16 protein-coding genes and 1 tRNA gene are annotated in these 17,858 nt (G+C 39.3%); 12 read left to right on the plus strand and 5 right to left on the minus strand.

The genetic code is table 11. From position 1 onward, the window contains the following. The first annotated feature begins 8 nt into the window (after positions 1–8). Positions 9–2,213: a RelA/SpoT family protein gene (locus ACTQX6_RS09850; RefSeq protein ID WP_168965548.1), complete on the plus strand. Its 2,205-nt coding sequence runs from the start codon at positions 9–11 to the stop codon at positions 2,211–2,213. Here ACTQX6_RS09850 and ACTQX6_RS09855 read toward each other — a convergent pair whose 3' ends face one another. Next, positions 2,214–2,786 (minus strand): YdcF family protein, encoded by a 573-nt coding sequence (locus tag ACTQX6_RS09855; protein ID WP_117447300.1) that lies wholly within the window; start codon positions 2,784–2,786, stop codon positions 2,214–2,216. Beyond that, the gene (locus ACTQX6_RS09860) at positions 2,776–3,795 is read right to left on the minus strand and encodes a nucleotidyltransferase family protein (RefSeq protein WP_294688417.1); all 1,020 of its coding nucleotides are present in this window, start codon (positions 3,793–3,795) and stop codon (positions 2,776–2,778) included. Before ACTQX6_RS09860 ends, ACTQX6_RS09855 begins: the two co-directional genes overlap by 11 nt. Positions 3,796–3,871: 76 nt before the next feature. On the opposite strand from ACTQX6_RS09860, the gene ACTQX6_RS09865 reads away from it, so the two are divergent. The 10 genes from ACTQX6_RS09865 (at position 3,872) to ACTQX6_RS09910 (ending at position 14,463) form a co-directional block, all read left to right on the plus strand. Beyond that, positions 3,872–4,378: a YceD family protein gene (locus tag ACTQX6_RS09865; RefSeq protein ID WP_294688415.1), complete on the plus strand. Its 507-nt coding sequence runs from the start codon at positions 3,872–3,874 to the stop codon at positions 4,376–4,378. Positions 4,379–4,389: 11 nt separating this feature from the next. After that, the gene (gene rpmF, locus ACTQX6_RS09870; RefSeq protein WP_022789137.1) at positions 4,390–4,560 is read left to right on the plus strand and encodes a 50S ribosomal protein L32; all 171 of its coding nucleotides are present in this window, start codon (positions 4,390–4,392) and stop codon (positions 4,558–4,560) included. A gap of 31 nt (positions 4,561–4,591) precedes the next feature. Continuing rightward, positions 4,592–4,667: transfer RNA gene (locus ACTQX6_RS09875), tRNA-Ala, on the plus strand. Between the two features lie 313 nt (positions 4,668–4,980). Beyond that, positions 4,981–6,438, plus strand: coding sequence for an NAD(P)/FAD-dependent oxidoreductase (locus ACTQX6_RS09880; RefSeq protein WP_272003528.1), 1,458 nt, complete (start codon positions 4,981–4,983; stop codon positions 6,436–6,438). Between the two features lie 208 nt (positions 6,439–6,646). Then, entirely contained in the window at positions 6,647–8,200 is a 1,554-nt protein-coding gene (rny, locus tag ACTQX6_RS09885) for a ribonuclease Y (protein ID WP_022789135.1), read from the plus strand. 135 nt (positions 8,201–8,335) lie between these two features. Further along, complete coding sequence (locus ACTQX6_RS09890) at positions 8,336–8,509, plus strand: 4Fe-4S binding protein (RefSeq protein WP_022789134.1); 174 nt, start codon at positions 8,336–8,338, stop codon at positions 8,507–8,509. Positions 8,510–8,567: 58 nt separating this feature from the next. Then, a complete protein-coding gene (gene miaB / locus ACTQX6_RS09895) occupies positions 8,568–10,001 on the plus strand; it encodes a tRNA (N6-isopentenyl adenosine(37)-C2)-methylthiotransferase MiaB (protein WP_294688408.1) in 1,434 nt (477 codons plus the stop codon). 41 nt (positions 10,002–10,042) lie between these two features. Next, on the plus strand, positions 10,043–11,740 hold the full coding sequence (locus ACTQX6_RS09900) for a ribonuclease J (protein ID WP_272006245.1): 1,698 nt from the start codon (positions 10,043–10,045) through the stop codon (positions 11,738–11,740). A 339-nt stretch (positions 11,741–12,079) separates the two neighbouring features. Beyond that, a complete protein-coding gene (locus ACTQX6_RS09905) occupies positions 12,080–14,020 on the plus strand; it encodes a DNA translocase FtsK (protein ID WP_438359881.1) in 1,941 nt (646 codons plus the stop codon). Between the two features lie 11 nt (positions 14,021–14,031). Further along, the gene (locus tag ACTQX6_RS09910) at positions 14,032–14,463 is read left to right on the plus strand and encodes a RidA family protein (protein ID WP_022789130.1); all 432 of its coding nucleotides are present in this window, start codon (positions 14,032–14,034) and stop codon (positions 14,461–14,463) included. Here the strand turns inward: ACTQX6_RS09910 and ACTQX6_RS09915 are convergent. Together ACTQX6_RS09915 and plsY are read right to left on the minus strand one after the other, a co-directional pair. Continuing rightward, entirely contained in the window at positions 14,460–14,873 is a 414-nt protein-coding gene (locus tag ACTQX6_RS09915; RefSeq protein WP_195221914.1) for a competence protein ComK, read from the minus strand. The genes ACTQX6_RS09910 and ACTQX6_RS09915 overlap by 4 nt on opposite strands. 62 nt (positions 14,874–14,935) lie before the next feature. After that, positions 14,936–15,559: a glycerol-3-phosphate 1-O-acyltransferase PlsY gene (gene plsY, locus ACTQX6_RS09920; RefSeq protein WP_117445412.1), complete on the minus strand. Its 624-nt coding sequence runs from the start codon at positions 15,557–15,559 to the stop codon at positions 14,936–14,938. A 188-nt stretch (positions 15,560–15,747) separates the two neighbouring features. Between plsY and ACTQX6_RS09925 the strand changes: the two genes are divergently transcribed. Continuing rightward, entirely contained in the window at positions 15,748–16,977 is a 1,230-nt protein-coding gene (locus tag ACTQX6_RS09925; protein ID WP_294688402.1) for an L-cysteine desulfidase family protein, read from the plus strand. A 106-nt stretch (positions 16,978–17,083) separates the two neighbouring features. On the opposite strand, the gene ACTQX6_RS09930 is transcribed toward ACTQX6_RS09925, so the two are convergent. After that, a complete protein-coding gene (locus tag ACTQX6_RS09930) occupies positions 17,084–17,563 on the minus strand; it encodes a MarR family winged helix-turn-helix transcriptional regulator (protein ID WP_117445410.1) in 480 nt (159 codons plus the stop codon). Positions 17,564–17,858 lie beyond the last annotated feature (295 nt).

A 17,858-nucleotide genomic window follows, 5' to 3' on the forward strand; every position in this document is an offset into this window, starting at 1 on the left:
ACTTTGGTGTGGCACATAAAAAAGAAGTGACATTTGATGAATGTCTAAAACAGATCAAGACCTACATCAAACGTCCGGAAAATATAGATCTGATCGTTAAGGCTTACCAGTTTGCCCAAAAACATCATGAGGGGCAGTTTCGAAAAAGCGGGGCTCCTTATGTGACGCATGTCATACAAGTGGCTAATACACTGGCTGAGATGCATTGTGGGCCAAAGACGATTGCGGCCGGCCTTTTGCATGATACGGTGGAAGACTGTGCCGATGTAACGGATGATACGATTCGTCAGGAATTTGGTGCTGAGATCCAAACGATGGTGGATGCCGTTACGAAGATCGGAAATATTCAGTTCAAGGATGAAAAAGAATACCAGGCAAACAACCATCGAAAGCTTTTTATTGCGATGGCTAAGGATATTCGCGTAATCTTGATCAAGCTGGCAGACCGTTTGCACAATATGCGAACGCTGGAATATATGAAACCGGAAAAGCAGCAGAAGATCGCCAGAGAAACCCTGAGTGTTTATGCGCCCATCGCCCATCGTTTAGGTATCAGTTCAATCAAAAACGAACTGGAAGATCTATCCTTTAAGTATATCGATCCGAAAAAGTATAACGAGATCAAAGGTCTTGTCAAACAAAGAGAAGAAGAGCGAAATGAACAAGTTCAAATGATGATCAAAGACATCACTACGATATTGGATACGTATAATATCAAATACCGCATCTTTGGACGCTCTAAGCATTTTTACAGCATCTATAAAAAGATGGTAACCAAAAATAAACGGTTTGAAGAGATCCTGGATCTTTTAGCTATTCGTATCGTGACAGATACTGTAACGCATTGTTATGAAATTTTGGGCTATATTCATGCGACCTATCGTCCGATTCCCGGACGTTTTAAAGATTATATTGCCATGCCCAAGGCAAATATGTATCAGTCTTTGCATACAACAATCGTAGAGCCTCAACATGGTAATATTTTTGAAATCCAGATTCGTACGGAAGATATGGATGCGATTGCCGAGCGTGGTGTTGCGGCCCACTGGCGTTATAAGGAAAAACCAAATTCCGTGCCGGAAATCGAACAAAAAGAAATCGAAGACAAGCTTTCCTGGTTCCGTGATTTTTCCATGATGACCGATGAGGAAAGTGAAGATCCGTTAGAATATATGAATGTGCTTCAAAAAGATATCTTTGAAGCCAATGTCTATTGTCTGACACCAAGAGGGAAGGTTATTGCCTTACCAAGTGGTTCAACACCAATCGATTTTGCCTATCGTGTACATACAGAAGTCGGCCATAAGACGGTGGGAGCTACTGTCAATGGCGCCATCGTTCCCTTAAACACCCCGTTAAAAACCGGCGATGTTGTCGATATTTTAACCAATAACAATTCACCGGGACCATCAAAGGACTGGATCAAGATCGTTAAAAGCGGTCATGCCCGTAATAAGATTCGTTCTTTTTTACAGCGTCAGGAACAAAGTGACCGGCGGGAGGTCATCAAAAAAGGACAGGAGATGTTGCAGGAGGAATTCAAAAAGGAAAAGCTGGATGAGTCCTATCTGCAGCCAAAGCGTATAGAAGGCATCTTACATTCTTTATCGTTTAAAGCACTGGATGATCTTTATGTGGCGATTGCCAATAAACGGGTTTCTGTACAGGCGGTCGTGGATCGACTTGTCAAAAATCGTCAGTCGGCTCTAAGCGATGAAGAAATTGTTAAACAGTTTAATAAAGCGTTACCAAAAGAACAAAAAGCCACAAGCTGTGGTGTTATCGTTCCGGGTATCGATACGATTGCGGTTTCTCTGGCCAACTGTTGTTCACCGATTCCGGGTGATGCGATCGTAGGTTATATCTCAAAAGGGCAGGGTGTTAAAGTACATCGTGCTGATTGTCCAAACATTGCCAATGAGAAAAAACGTCTGATTCCGGTAAGCTGGGCAGAGCATATCGATGAAAAACGCTACGAGGTGAAACTGATCGTTTACAGTGATGATCGTAATTTCCTTTTAAGCGATATCGTGACAACACTACAACAATGCAACGCGTATTTACGCCATGTAGATTCCTGTGTTGATGAAAACAATCTGACGGCTACGACTAAACTTGCAATCACGGTGCAGGATGCCGATCATTTAAAAGTGATCATGACCAATCTAAAAAAAGTTCGCAGTGTCACCGACGTCATACGAACGATTCAATAGCTATGAAACGATATGTTTTGTAGCTTTTTTCTTTTTATATTCGATAGAAATGTAGATGCATCGTGATGCGATCTCACGAAGGATGTGTTTGGGCTTATGATCCGGATACCAGAGACCGCTGTATTCTTTAAAAAAACTTTTTCCGATGGCGCAGGCACGTCGAATATGCGTGCCGCTGGACAAAATCAAAACCGGGACATCACCGATCTTCTCTTTCGTGAACTGAAAATTTTCCCAAGTGTTTCTAGCTTTTGTCTCACATACAATCGGCATAGCAATGCGCTTTCGAATGTATTTTTCCATTTGAAGGCTTTCTACATATTGATTTTTGACAGCACCGCCGGAAATGATCAATGTATCAAAATAACCCTTTTTGTAAGCTTCCATTGCCAGCTCACATCGGCGAATCTGGCTGGTTGCATACGAACCGTCATTGTGACTGGGACATCCTAATAAAAGAGCATAGGGGTAATTTTCCTTTCGTCTAGGTATGGCAGGAAAATAATGAAGATACACCAACAGCAAGCATACTACAAATAAAATGAACAAAACCAAAAGCATTTTAACGATCATAGATGAGCACCGGCCTTTCCGGAATAGGATGTTTTAAAACACTGTTATACAATGCCCATGTCTTTTGATGGATCGCTTGAAGAAAAGGATCCATCTGATTAAAACGTGTAATGATATTGGATGCATCACATTGTTTCAAGCAGGCTTGTCCGATGGAATCAAATCCTAAAACCTTAAGTTTATAGAAAGATGTCTCCTTCATCTCTTCTTTCTTAATTTGTAAAAGAATCATCAAACACGTTCTTTGTATTCGGGCACGTGTATATGTTTTTGTGATGGCAGCCTCTAAAAAGGAAGACCAGTTGGATGCGCTTTGTGCCACAGCTTTTAAACGATTTTCAATGCCTTCGGTTACCAGATGTATCTTTCTTAGATCTTCGGTATCCATCATTTGTAAAAGAAGACGTAAAGAAGGATAATACGAATCCCAGGATTGTTCTTTCAAAAACAGGGAATCGTAGAATTCTTTTTTTCCGGAAAAGAAATCAGAACGGGTCTGCGTTGCGCTTTTATAGGCAGGATTTCTATGAATCGTTACCGGTTCAATGTGGTATAAATCACAATAACGGATATATTGCATTCCTAATATATCATTAGGCTGGATATCCAAATCCTGGTTTATGTTTAAACTTTTTGAAGGGTCAGCAGAAATTTCCTTTTGTCTCGTTAAAAGATGTCGCAAATAAGCAACATCGTTTGTTTCGGATCCGAAACAAAGTGTATCGATTGGAAGGCAGGATAGTGCCTGTAAATTGTATTTGGCAAAATAATCCGCACTCTGCGCTCCAAAACAAACCGGGCATTCTAAAACCAAATTTGCTCCGTATTGCAGGGCAAGCTCAGTTTTATCATAAGGCGTTAGCAGGGATGGTAAACCACGTTGCGAAAAGCAGCCTGTAAGAATAACAACTAAACAATCGCATTGAGTAATTTCCTTTGCCTTTTGAATGTGATAGATATGCCCCTGGTGAAATGGATTGTATTCGGCAATGATTCCTGTAATTTTCATGATAATATCTTACCATTTAAGTTGACTTTCGTCAGGTGTTTTATTATAATATCAAATGCGACATGAGGTGGAGATCGTGAAATTTCAAAAAATTGATTTTCAAAATGCGAAAAATGGAATCATTCATATCGATGAGAGAATCTCTGTGGAAGAAAATGATTTTCTGCGTCATACTCAAGTCAAATCCATTCCAGAGGTACATATAACTGGTACTTTACAGTTTGACCAATCTTCTTTGGTCTTTTCCAATTTGGAACTGTATGGAGTGATGATCGTTCCAGATTCCATTACTCTGGAAGACCTAGAAGTGACATTTGACACAACGTCGCAAGTAACCTATTCATTCGAACCGGTCGATCCGGATGAAGACGAGATCATCGTTGTCAAAAAGGATACGATCGATATAAACCCGGAGATCTTACAGGCAGTGATTTATGAAGCGCCTATGCACATTACCAACTGTCCAAGAGATAAATATCCAAAGGGTGATGGATGGCAAGTCCTGTCGGATCAGGATCCTAAAGAGGAGAAAATCGATCCCAGATGGGCAAAGTTAAATGAATTCAAACTGGATGATGACTAGGAGGTGTAACCATGGCTGTTCAACAGAGAAGAGGATCAAAAACACGTAAGGCAAAACGTAGAACTCACTACAAATTGAGTAAACCGGCATTAACACGTTGTCCAAATTGTGGTGAATATAAACTTGCACATAAAATGTGTTCTTGTGGAGAATACAACGGTAAAAAAATTATCGAAGGTTAATCAATAAGCTGGCTTTGTCAGCTTCTATTTTGGGGTGTTAGCTCAGCTGGGAGAGCGCTACGCTGGCAGCGTAGAGGTCAGGGGTTCGAACCCCCTACGCTCCACCATGATTTTTAAACACATTTATTAGTTAAATTGTCTATATTTCATGTACATTTAGTGCAAATTAGATGTTTATCTGTATTTCGCAGACGAACATCTTTTTCTTTATTCTACGCTCCACCATATGCAGATAAGTCCTGTATGTAAAAGGGCTTTTTCTTTTTATTTATTTAATATACTAGTTGAAGTGAACCCGGAAAGTTGAATAACCAATTGAAGGGATTGCTTCTTTGTTTACTGTTTTTTAGAATTGGTGTATAAAAATTGATTTTAATCTCTATAATATATATAGAATATATGAAAAAAAGAGGGACTGTTATGTATGATGTAATCATTATTGGAGCGGGTATTGTTGGATGTGCTATTGCTCGTAACTTATCGCAATATAATGTAAAAGTAGCTGTATTAGAAGCAAGCAATGATATCGCAATGGGTGCCACAAAGGCAAACTCTGCCATTGTCCATGGAGGCTATGCAGAAAGTCATGATAAAATTAAAGGACGATTATGTTTTAAAGGACGTCAGCAATTTCGGAAATTGAATGAAGAGTTGAATTTTGGATTTTCTATGACAGGATCGCTGGTTCTGGCTTTTTCGGATTCAGATTTGCCTAAATTGGAAGCGCTAAAAACCAATGGAATTAAAAATGGTCTTACCGATTTGGAAATTTGGAATCATGAACAAATTTTAGTAAAGGAACCAAATATCAATCGTGAGGTTCGTTATGCTTTATATTGTGATGGAGCCGGTATAACATCTCCTTATGAAATGGCCATTGCTTTAATGGAGAACGCGATTCATAACGGAGTCAAGCTGTATTTAAATACACCTTGTACAAACATTCAAAAGGAAAGGAATATTTTCCATGTGAAAAGTGCAAATCATGTCTTTAATAGTTCTGTTGTCATCAATGCCAGTGGATTGTCGAGTCAATTAATTTCAAATATGGTTGGAATTGATAATTTCACAATTACACCACGCAGTGGACAATATCTATTGTTTGCCAGAGGAACCGGGAAGCTGGTTCATCATGTATTATTTCAAATGCCTAGTAAAATGGGAAAGGGAATTTTAGTTACTCCGACTTATCATGGGAATTTACTATTAGGCCCCGATGCCATTGATGAGAGTGGAATCAATAAGGCAACTGATGTAAACCGTTTGATTCATATTTATCAGCAAGCCAAACAAACCACACCGCATATCGATCCCACTCAGTTCATTCGATCTTTTGCCGGTGTTCGGGCCGTATCAAGTACGGATGACTTTATCTTGGGCGAAAGTACGGTTTCCGGATTTATTCAATGCGCAGGAATTCAATCGCCGGGGTTAACAAGTTCTCCTGCGATTGCCGACTATATTGTTGGGCTTATTGATGAAAAGTATATAAAATTAAATCGAAAGACAAACTTTGATCCCTATAGAAAACCGATTATTGAAAAAAAGGAACTTCGATCTATGAAGGAAATTGCACCTTTAGTGGCTTTAGATCGTGGAGATAATCGTATAGTTTGTCGTTGTGAACAAGTAGATGAGAAAACAATTCGTGATGCGATGACCCGTGAAATTCCGGTTACAACAATCGATGGAATAAAACGAAGGACACGAGCTGGCATGGGTTTTTGTCAAGGAACATTTTGCAGGCCCAGAGTAAAAGCGTTAATGGAAGAAATTTTAGGACACGAAATAAATGATGAGTTCGATGTAGAACATAGTGGTATCAATCGAGTGGGTAAAAGTGAATTCTTAGATTTTTTATCCAAGGAGACAAAATAATCAGTCAGATGCTTAGAATCATCTGTTTATTTGTATAAATTGTAACCATTCCATGATAAATTTTTTTTAACAGAGACATATGGTAAGCGATTCTCTCGTTTGGCATTTGACATCCGACGATATTTATCATTAGACTTTGATGTGTTTTTTATGTATAATAGATATGGTTTTTCGTTTAAAAACTTAACTAGGATTAGGAGGTATGAGTATGGATCCAATAACCGCTCTTATCTCAGGGATCATAGGTCTGTGTGTTGGCGGCGGTGGAATGATCGTCTACAACAAAGCAGGGTTTAATAAAAATCAGCAAGAAGCAGAACGAATTTTAAAAGATGCCGAATCAGAAGCGCAGGCAAAACTGAAACAGGCAGTCTTGGATGGTAAAACACAGGCTCACGATTTAAAGATCGAAGCAGAAAAAGACATCAAAGAAAGAAGACAGGAAGTACAAAACCTGGAAAACAAGTTATTGCGTAGAGAAGATAACTTGAATTTTCGTGATGAAGCTTTAAATCAAAAAGAGCGTCAGATTACCGAAAAAATGCAGAAAGTGACTGATAAACTATCATCCTTAGAGAACAAAGAGAAAAAGCTGCAGGAACAAATCGATAACCAGATCGTGGTTTTGGAAGGTGTAGCTAAGATGTCGCAGCAGGATGCCCGCAAGGAATTATTCTCTGTTGTGGAAAAGAAGATGGAGCATGAAACAATTGCGTACATCAAAGACAAGGAAGAAGAAGCCAAGGCAACGGCGCAGCAAAAAGCGCAGAATATTATTGCCTTAGCGATCGAGCGTATGTCACAGCAGGAAACACAGGAGCGTACGGTCAGCGTTGTCAGCATTCCCGGCGAAGAGATGAAGGGTCGAATCATCGGACGTGAAGGTCGTAACATTCGTGCTTTTGAACAGGCAACGGGTGTAGAATTAAACATTGATGATACACCGGATTTGATTACGATCACTTGTTTTAATCCGGTTCGTCGTGAAGTCGCACGATTGGCTTTGGAGCATTTGATTCGTGATGGACGTATTCAGCCGGGTCGTATTGAAGAAGTGGTAAAGAAATACCAGCAGGAAATCGATCAGGAGATCATGAATGCGGGAGAAGATGCCATCTTTAAGTTAGGAATCGGAAAAATCGATCGTGAGATCGTAAAACTGATTGGTACGATGAAGTATCGTTATTCGTATGGACAGAATGCGTTACAGCATTCGATTGAGGTGGCTTACTTAGCAGGCGCTATGGCTGCCGAGCTGGGCTTGAATCAGCAGATGGCTAAGCGTGCCGGCTTACTGCATGACATAGGAAAGGCTTTGAACATCGAACAGCAGGATGGCTCTCATGTAGAACTGGGTTATAAGTTCTGTAAGAAGCATGGTGAAAAGGAAATTGTATTAAATGCCATTCTCTCTCATCATGGGGATGTGGAACCGAAGTTCTTGACAAGCCATTTAGTCATTGCGGCTGATACGATCAGTGCAGCACGTCCGGGTGCACGAAAAGAGAGCGCTCAGGCTTACATCGATCGTTTGGAAAATCTGGAAAAGATCGCAACTTCGTATGAAGGTGTACAAAACGCTTTTGCGATCCAGGCAGGACGTGAAATTCGCGTTATGGTAAATCCGGAATCTGTGGATGACTTGACTTGTGTAAAACTGGCACGTGAGATTCGTGATCAGATTGAATCGGAATTAACGTATCCGGGACAGATCAAAGTCAATGTGATTCGTGAGATTCGTGCTCAGGAATTGGCAAAATAGAACAAGAAATGACGGACGTTACAGCGTCCGTCATAGCTTTAATTACCAGTAAGTTTTTACTTACTACTTTGGCTTGAAACCCCTAAATTTAACGTCTATACTATACATGAAGTTAAATAAGGAGGAACATTAAAAATGGCTGTTACTATTGATAAAGACGCTTGCATCGGATGTGCTGCATGTGTTGGTGGATGTCCAGTTGGGGCACTTTCTATGGACGATGAAGGTAAATCTACTTGTGATGAAGCTACTTGCATCGACTGTGGTTCTTGTGTAGGAACTTGCCCTGTTGGAGCTATTTCTCAGTAATTATCTGTAGAGATTAAGCCAAGCCAAAGTGCTTGGTTTTTTTAATGGAGGAAAGAAAATGAAAATAAGACCAGAGTGGATGCTTCCGGATTTGGAAGCGGCTCGTAAGCGAACGAAACTGCCTACGCCTCGCATTGATTCCTTTATCATACCGGAAGAGGCAAAGTGGATCGGACGTAATAAAAAATACTATATTTCAACGTATGGCTGTCAGGCCAATGAAAGAGATAGTGAAACCTTGGCCGGTATTTTGGATGCGTTAGGGTTTGAGCGTTCCCTGGAACCGGATCATGTCGATCTTATTTTGATCAACACATGTGCTATTCGCCAAAATGCCACGGATAAGGTGTTGGGAGAAATCGGAAATTTTAAACGTTTTTATTATGAAAATAAAGATCTTGTGATCGGTGTGTGCGGATGCATGTCACAGGAAGAAGGCTTTGTCGAAAATCTACTGTCAAAATATCCTCAGGTACGCTTGATCTTCGGTACGCATAATATTCAGAATTTACCGGAGATGTTATATAGTGTTATTCATGAGGGAAAACGTGTGGTTGAGATTTACTCCAAAGAAGGAGAGGTTTATGAAAATCTTCCGGTACATCGTTTTGGAAAGTTTAAGGCCTGGGTCAATATTATGTACGGCTGTGATAAATTCTGTACGTATTGTATCGTTCCTTATACACGTGGAAAGCAGCGTTCTCGTACTATGGAACAAATCTTAAGTGAAGTCAGGGAATTAAAGGAGCAGGGATATAAAGAAATTACGTTATTGGGACAGAATGTCAATGCCTATGGAAAGGATATCGATCCGAATATCAATTTTGCGACCTTGTTGGAAGAATGTGCGAAGATCGGCATTCCACGTATTCGCTTTACTACCAGCCATCCGTGGGATTTTTCCGATGATATGATCGATGTGATCGCCAAATATGATAATGTGATGCCTTTTGTGCATTTACCGCTGCAGTCTGGTGATTCGGAAATCTTACGTATGATGGGACGTCGCTATACGAAAGAATCGTATATGGAATTGTTCTATAAAATCAAGGAACGAATTCCAAATGTCTCAGTCAGTACGGATATCATTGTGGGTTTCCCAAATGAAACTGATGAACAGTTTGAAAATACGATCAAGGTCATGGAAGAGTGCAAATTTGATAATGCGTTTACGTTTATCTTCTCCGCGCGTCCGGGTACACCGGCAGCTCGTATGAAAGATTCGATCGATATGGAAACAAAATCAAAACGTCTGGCTCGTCTAAACAAGGTTTGGAATGCCTATGCCTTAGAAAAGAATAAAGCCTATGAAGGACGAATTGTGGAAGTTTTGGTCGATGGCACCAGCAAGAAGGATGAGCATGTCTATTCGGGATATACCGATACAAATAAGCTGGTGAACTTTACCGGAGAAAATATCGAACCGGGACAGTTTGTCAAAGTACGTATCAAAACCGGGAAAACATTCTCTTTGGATGGAGAGGCAATATGATATAATAAGAAAAAGAATGATTAGATTAGAAACGAGGGCTTATGAAAAACAAAAATAATAAAGAAATCAGCTCTGTGAATGAAAGAATCCGTATCTTTTGTTTAGGAGGATTGGATGAAGATGGTAAGAATATGATGGTCGTAGAAGTCGATCAGGATATTTATATCATCGAAGCCGGAATTAAATTTCCGGAAGAAAAAGAATCGCTGGGGATTGAATTTATCGTACAGGATTTTACGTATTTGATTGAAAATCAAGATCGTATCGCCGGTATTTTTATTACGCATGGACATGATGATGTCATGGGTGCTTTGCCGTATCTGATGAAAAATGTCAAAGCTAATATCTATACATCACCATTAGCCTCTAAGGCGATTCATAAGGTATTCAAAAAAGAACGAATTACCGGTAGCAAGATTTATACGATCAAACGACACGATCAAAGAAAGATCGGAACACATAAGGTCGTGTTCTTTCCGGTAACACATGCCTATCCGGGTACGTTTGGTCTGGCTATTTCAAGCAGTCAGGGATATATCGTTTATTCCGGTGAGTTTATCGAAGATTACGATGATCTGCATGACAGTTATCGTGGCGATTTTACAACTTGTTCTAAGCTGGGAAATGAAGGTGTACTGGTTCTTTTACAGGAAAGTAAAGGTGCAGAGCGCTCCGGCCATACGGCACCGAATCATCGCATTACGGAAAAATTCTCTCAGGTTTTGGAACAGACCGATCATAACCGTGTTTTTGTGAGTGTCTATACGCAAAGTGTGTATCGTATTCAGGAAATCATCGAGTGTTGTATTCAATACGATCGCCCTATGATCTTTTATTCTAAAGAACTGAGAGAATTGGTTACGAATTTAGAAGATTTCAATGTATCGATTCCGAATAAACTGGTGTTAGATCCATCCTATATCAAGGAAGCACCGGATAATGTTGTGGTGATTATCAGCGGACAGGGAAAATCTTTATTCAAGACCATGTCCAACATTGCCAATAATGAAGTGGAAGATATCGTCTTCACTCAAAACGATGTGATCGTAATCGCATCACCGGTGATTCCGGGTGTGGAAAAAGTCTTTAAATCAATGGAAAACGATATTTATAAGGAAGAGGGAAGAATTCTTGTATTGGATCGAAATGTATTAAGCATGCACCCTTCTAAAGAAGACTTAAAGATGATGCTCTTTTTGATGAAACCAAAATATTACATTCCGGTCAAAGGAGAGTATCGTCATTTGTACATGAACTCGGAAATTGCACTGGAAATGGGCTATAAACCAAGTCAGATCATTTTACTGGATAATGGGCAGGTCGCAACATTTGAAAACCAGAAATTGCGTTCCTGTTCTATGGAACTGGAACTACACGATGTGATGATCGACGGTAAGGAAAACTGGGATATGGCCGGTGTGGTTTTAAAGGATCGTGAAATTCTTTCTACTGATGGTGTCATGATTCTGGCCATCGGTTTAGATGCCAAGACAAAGAAGATCATTAACGGGCCGGATATTCAAACACGTGGCTTGATCTATGTCAAAGATGCAGAATATATCACCACGGATGTCGGAAAGATCTTAGAGGATACGATTCAGGAAGCGGTGGCGAATAAAACGTATGATAATTTGACAACGCGTAATGAAATCCGGGATAAGATTTCAAAATATTTGTACAAACAGACCGCTAAAAGACCAATGGTCTTACCGGTTATCTTGGAAATCAACAATCAGTAAAAGGAGTTGATGAAATTGGCTAATGCCAGAACAAAAAAAACATCAAATCGTAAAAAAACATCGACAAAACGAAAGACACAGGCGTCCAAGACACAATCGAACCTTGTTCGCGTGTGTCTTCTGCTTTCTCTTATTGCGATCAGCATCATCGCATTTTTTCAGCTGGGTATTGTAGGAACCTTCTTTTATCATTTGGCTAATTTATTACTGGGTTCATTGGCAAGCATTTTTTACCTGCTTTTGATTTTGGGAAGTCTATTGGTCTTTATACGTTTTGATCTTCAGCGAATCCCTGCCCGATACTATGTCGGCGTGCTCTTCTTGTTTATCGCATGGTTGATGTTGGAAGGGTTGAATGAAGTCGTCAACCAGGAAAGCTGGAGCGTATTGCGTGGGATCGGATCAAATGTTTTTTCTATTTTATCGGGTTCGGCTTTGACCAAAAGCGGATTGATCGGTGCTTTATTGATCGGTATCTTTTACAGCTTGTTCGATGCGACAGGATGTATCGTTTTGATCGTGTTGTTTATCATTCTCGCATTCAGCTTGTTTGGATATGATTCTATACGCATGTTGATAGAAAATAAACATGCACAAAAGAAGACACAGACCAAAAAATCGAAACCAACAAAAACTAAGCCGAAAGAAGAAGTAGTATTGAATGATTCCATGTTTCTGGAGGCTGATCCGGAAGAGTCAAGCTTATTTGTGGCTGATGATATGGATGAACCGGCTATTCATACCATTGAACCGGATATCATAGAAAAAGCAGAGCCTGTTGTAGAAGCCAAAGAAGTTATTGATCAACCTGCAGAGTATATTGCGGATGAGGAAAAGGCATATGCGAATTATCGCTTGCCAAGACTATCTATCTTAAATGAAATTGAGAAAAAATCCAAGAATAATGTCAATGTGCAGTCAGCAAAGCAACAAGGTCAGAAATTGATGGAAATTCTGCATGAATTTGGCGTGAATGCGACTCTGGTGCAAATTCATATCGGGCCCAGTGTCACAAAATTTGAAGTACGTCCGGAGCTGGGTGTGCGTGTCAATCGCATCAGTAATCTGCAATATGATATAAAAATGGCTCTGGCCGCAAAAGATATTCGTATTGAAGCGCCAATTCCGGGGAAAAGTGCCGTAGGTATCGAAATACCAAACGTAGAGAAAACAACCGTACAGATGAAAGAGCTTGTCAAAAGCATTCCGGATTCTTTAAAAGATAAAAAGCTTTTATTCTGTTTGGGAAAAGATTTGATGGGAAACTGTGTTTATGGTGAATTGAATAAAATGCCGCATCTATTGATTGCGGGTGCTACAGGTTCCGGAAAATCCGTCTGTGTTAACTCTATTATTTCATCGATTTTGTTGCGAACCAGACCGGATGAAGTAAAAATGGTATTGATCGATCCTAAAAAGGTGGAATTTACCCCTTATAACGATGTACCACATCTTTTAGCGCCGGTTATCACGGATGGTGACTTGGCCAATAAAGCGTTAAAAGTCATCGTCCAGATCATGGAACACCGCTATGACTTGTTTGGCCATTTGGGTGTAAGAAATATTCAATCTTACAATGAACATGTCACAAACCATCCGGATGACAGTTTAAAGAAATTACCGCGTATCGTGGTTATTATCGATGAGTTGGCCGATTTGATGTTGGTTGCCGCAAAGGAAGTGGAATCCAGTATTCAGCGCATCACACAGCTTGCCAGAGCCGCCGGTATTCACTTGATTGTTGCGACACAAAGACCTAGTGTTGATGTGATCACAGGTGTCATTAAGGCCAATATCCCATCCAGAATTGCCTTTGCGGTTAGTTCTTCAACCGATTCTCGAACGATTTTAGATCAATCCGGGGCAGAACGCTTGCTTGGATATGGAGATATGTTGTATCTTCCTAATGGGGAGACAAGTCCAAAACGAATACAGGGGGTCTTTATCAAGGATGAGGAAGTCAACCGTATTTCAGCCTATGTCAAGTCACAGGCCAGTCCTCATTATGACGATGCCTTTATTCAGCTCAAAGATCTGCAGTCACAGGGACAGGAAGTCGGATCCGAATGTGCCGATCCACTCTATGATCAAGTCAAAAACTTTGTCGTACAGTCACGCAGAGCCAGTACTTCCTTGATTCAGAGAAAGTTCTCGGTAGGCTATTCGCGTGCTGCTCGTTTGATCGATGCCTTAGAGGACCAGGGAGTAATTGGCCCAGCCAATGGTTCCAAGCCAAGAAAGATCTTAGTGCAGAATACTTTGGAAGACCCCGAAGAATAGGAGATGTAGTAATGAACGTTTTTTTGAATTCCACAGGGAAACAGGAAGGATGCGATTGTGTATCCAAAGCCGTTATGTTAGGTGATTTTGTATATGTCAGCGCACAAACCGGCAACGGAGAAACAATAGAAGAACAGACTTTGACCGCATGCAATAAAGTATTGGATGCGATCGAGGATTTTGGTTTACAGATGCATCACTTAGTAAAATTTACCGTATATCTTACAGATATCCAAAATAAAACATCCTTTTTACAGGCTTTCAAAAACTTTGTGGAAGCACCTTTTCCGGCCTGCAGCTTTGTCGAGGTCAACAATCTGGAAGAGAATGCGCTGGTATCAATTGAAGCCTTAGGGGTAAATACTTTACGTTATGAACACCAACAAAAGGAAAGTGCCTGCTCTAACGGCTGTCATGGATGCAATGGCGGTTGTCACGATTAGACATCCAAACGTCTTAAATAACGAAATATTTGACGCATCTGTTTTTGAACACGATGCGGCTCTTCACACTCTAAACATGTATGATCTTTAAAATGGATCGTACATGTTTTTTTGTTGTAGGTCACAAAATCAATCTTTTCGTAACAAATCCAAATGTTCTTAGGATCATCTAAAGGTTTGATTGGAAAAAAGATACAATGCGGTTTTTCCTGAACGATGACAGGAATATACTGTTTTTGGTTCATCTGGTTCGCATAGGCCGTTTTTCGCCCTTTTAAAGTGGAACCATGACGTAGGCACTCCTGGTCAAAATAACGATGAACGCTGGAGCAGGGCTCATATTCTATTTGTTCTTCTGCGACCTTACAAACAGAACTGTTCGCATAATTGTAATATAGATAGTTTGTCATAAAAAAACACCTCATTCTTAGAGTAATGAAGTGTTCTTACCAATATCTTACTTTTTAGAATTTTAGAGCCAGGAAATTTTATTTTCCGTTGCGTTCATAATCTTTTGAATATTGGAACGATGGCGATAAATGATCAAAAACATCATGATCCATGAAGCTAAAACGATAAAAATAGGATTCAGCTCTAATGAAAGAACGCGGGCACTGATATACATACAGCTGGCAATCGATGCACAAATGCTGGCCAGTGATACATATTTAAAAATAAAGAGAATGATTAAAAACATGCCTAATGGAACCAGGGCATAGCTGATATCATGGAAAGTAAAAAACCATAAGGAAACTAAGAAACCAAACATCGTACTGACTGCTTTTCCACCCTTAAAGTGCGCAAATACAGGATAACAGTGTCCGATACAACAAGCTACACCGCACCAGATGCTGCAGGAGCCATCAATCAAGCTTGCCAGACCCATGGCCAATACCACCTTTAAAATATCACAGGCAATAACGGAAATTCCGGCATTTCTTCCTAATACACGTCCGGCATTGGTACCTCCTAAGTTTCCAGACCCATATTGACGAATATCGGTTTTATAGAAAACCTTGCCAATGACCAATGCGAAGGGAATGGAACCTAAAAGATAGCCCAGTAAAATACAAAGAATCAAATATAAAAAATTCATAATCTCTCACCTTTTCAACAATTTTATTCTAAACAGTTTTATAGGAAATGTAAATTATATTTCGTTGATTGTACTATAATACATATGTTTAGATTCTAAACAACTATTGAATTATCAGATCATTCTGCTATGATATGAAGAAGAAGGAGTAAGTTTATGCATCCATTAATTGAACTTATTAAAAAGATATGGTTCCGGCATTAGGAGTCACGGAACCAGGGTGTATTGCCTTTGCGGTTGCGAAGGCAAAGAGTTATTTAACAAGTAAACCAGAAAGAGTAGTTTTATCGTTAAATAGCGGTCTATATAAAAATGCTTATACTTGCGGTATTCCCAACAGTTCTCATTATGGGATAAAATATGCTGCGGCATTTGGTTTAATCATGGCAGATTCTCAAAAAGGCTTGCAGGCTTTGGAAGGAATTACTCCGGATGACGACCGTAAGGCAGAACAATTAATTCAGAAAGATCGAATAATTGTAAAACTTAGTGGTATTTCCAGTGCATTATACTGTCAGGCAACTGTATATTCTAAACATGAAGAGTGTACAGTAACCATCGAGCAGTCGCATACAAATATCACATCCATTCGATTGAATGGGCAATCTATTTTTCATAATGTCATTCAAAACAGGCAAGATACAACACCGCTTATTCATCAATATTCTGTAAAAGATATATGGGAAGCAGTTCGATCTTTTTCAGAGGAAGAATTATCTTTCATTCAAAAAGCATTTGATATGAACATGTCTTTATTTAAAGAAGGACTCCAATCTCAGAAGACTGTTATTTTACATCAATTATATAGAATGAATGAAAATACAATCTTTTCAAAAGATGTGCAAAAAAGTGCCTCTTTATTGTGTAATGGTGCTATTGAAGCTCGTGTTTTGGGATTGGAGGCGCCTGCAATGAGTATAACAGGATCCGGTGCTCATGGAATTATAGCAACTTTGCCTCTTTATGCTTACTCTGTTTTAAATCATTGTACGAATAAACAGCTGTATCAGGCAACAGCATTGAGCTATTTGATTTGTATGTATATCAAGGAATATTCAGGTAAACTTTCAGCGTTTTGTGGCTGTGGGATTGCGGCTGGAACCGGAATGGCTTGTGGCTTAGTGTATCTTCAACAGGGAAATAAAGAACAAATCGATCATGTTATTCGAAACATGGCATCGAGCATTACAGGTATGATTTGTGATGGGGGAAACCATGGCTGTGTGATGAAAGGAATGGCTGCTGTTGATATAGCTTTTGAAAGTGCACAATTGGCAATGGCTGATGTTTCAATCGAATCTGTTCATGGAATTAATGGAATGTCGATTGAAGATACTTTAAAAAATATGGGTGAAATTGCTGATCCCGGAATGAGAGAAACAGAGAAGGTTATTGTGGATATTTTGAAAAAGAAATAATAGTTTTGATTTTAGATGAATACAAAAAAGGTTTATCCGTTTTAAATAGATAAACCAATGTATCCTTTAACAAAGTTTCGTTGTCATGATTCAGATTAAAGGAATTTTATTTAAAATCATTTTTTATACAAGTTATATATTGTTTTAACACTTTATAAAAACTTTGTATATCTTGTTCACTGCATGTTTCTAAGAGTTGATCGTATGTCTTTTTTATATCTTTCGTATCATACAATTTGTGTGATTGTGAAAGTTGATCTCCTTTCTCCGTAACATATAAATAGTTTATTTTTCGATCTTTAGAAGAGTTTTCTTTACGAATATAACCCTTTTCCAGAAGATTTTTTACAGTTTGTGAAACGGCACCTTTTGTCTTATTCCAAAAGCGGGCAACTTCGCTGACAGTAGTCCCCGGATGTTCTTCAATGAAAGTGGTTGTATGAGCTTCCATCATACTTACTTGTTCACCGGTTCCATAATCATGTTTGGCTAGAATATAGTTATAATATAAAATTACAAATTGATAGACGTAATCGTGTTGTTGGTTTAATTCTTTATATTGTAAGTTAATCTCATTTTTATGCATTTTTAACACTCCCAAGATGTCTTTATTATCGCATAAAAAGAAAAAAGGTACAAATACACAATCTTTTTGTTTAGAATCTAAATAAAAGTATTGACTCCATAGATTGAAAGCGCTATCATCTAAATAGATAGTATAGTTCCTAAACAACTAAAGGAGGATTTTATGAACTATAATTTTGATAAAATCATAGATCGTTCCAAGAATCATGCAGCCAAGTATGATGAACGAATCAAAAAGTTTGGTACAGAGGATGTCATTCCTCTATGGGTGGCGGATATGGACTTCAAGACCGCAC

Source organism: Faecalicoccus sp. LCP19S3_E2, from assembly GCF_052121255.1.
GTDB lineage: Bacteria > Bacillota_I > Bacilli_A > Erysipelotrichales > Erysipelotrichaceae > Faecalicoccus.

Bases quoted from the DNA above. Each gene is read 5' to 3' on its own strand.
- ACTQX6_RS09860 (WP_294688417.1), bottom strand. From the start codon at position 3,795: ATGAAAATTACAGGAATCATTGCCGAATACAATCCATTTCACCAGGGG.
- ACTQX6_RS09900 (WP_272006245.1), top strand. From the start codon at position 10,043: ATGAAAAACAAAAATAATAAAGAAATCAGCTCTGTGAATGAAAGAATC.
- rny (WP_022789135.1), top strand. From the start codon at position 6,647: ATGGATCCAATAACCGCTCTTATCTCAGGGATCATAGGTCTGTGTGTT.
- ACTQX6_RS09910 (WP_022789130.1), top strand. From the start codon at position 14,032: ATGAACGTTTTTTTGAATTCCACAGGGAAACAGGAAGGATGCGATTGT.
- ACTQX6_RS09855 (WP_117447300.1), bottom strand. From the start codon at position 2,786: ATGATCGTTAAAATGCTTTTGGTTTTGTTCATTTTATTTGTAGTATGC.
- rpmF (WP_022789137.1), top strand. From the start codon at position 4,390: ATGGCTGTTCAACAGAGAAGAGGATCAAAAACACGTAAGGCAAAACGT.
- miaB (WP_294688408.1), top strand. From the start codon at position 8,568: ATGAAAATAAGACCAGAGTGGATGCTTCCGGATTTGGAAGCGGCTCGT.
- ACTQX6_RS09890 (WP_022789134.1), top strand. From the start codon at position 8,336: ATGGCTGTTACTATTGATAAAGACGCTTGCATCGGATGTGCTGCATGT.
- ACTQX6_RS09930 (WP_117445410.1), bottom strand. From the start codon at position 17,563: ATGCATAAAAATGAGATTAACTTACAATATAAAGAATTAAACCAACAA.
- ACTQX6_RS09915 (WP_195221914.1), bottom strand. From the start codon at position 14,873: ATGACAAACTATCTATATTACAATTATGCGAACAGTTCTGTTTGTAAG.
- ACTQX6_RS09905 (WP_438359881.1), top strand. From the start codon at position 12,080: ATGTTGGAAGGGTTGAATGAAGTCGTCAACCAGGAAAGCTGGAGCGTA.
- ACTQX6_RS09880 (WP_272003528.1), top strand. From the start codon at position 4,981: ATGTATGATGTAATCATTATTGGAGCGGGTATTGTTGGATGTGCTATT.
- ACTQX6_RS09925 (WP_294688402.1), top strand. From the start codon at position 15,748: ATGGTTCCGGCATTAGGAGTCACGGAACCAGGGTGTATTGCCTTTGCG.
- plsY (WP_117445412.1), bottom strand. From the start codon at position 15,559: ATGAATTTTTTATATTTGATTCTTTGTATTTTACTGGGCTATCTTTTA.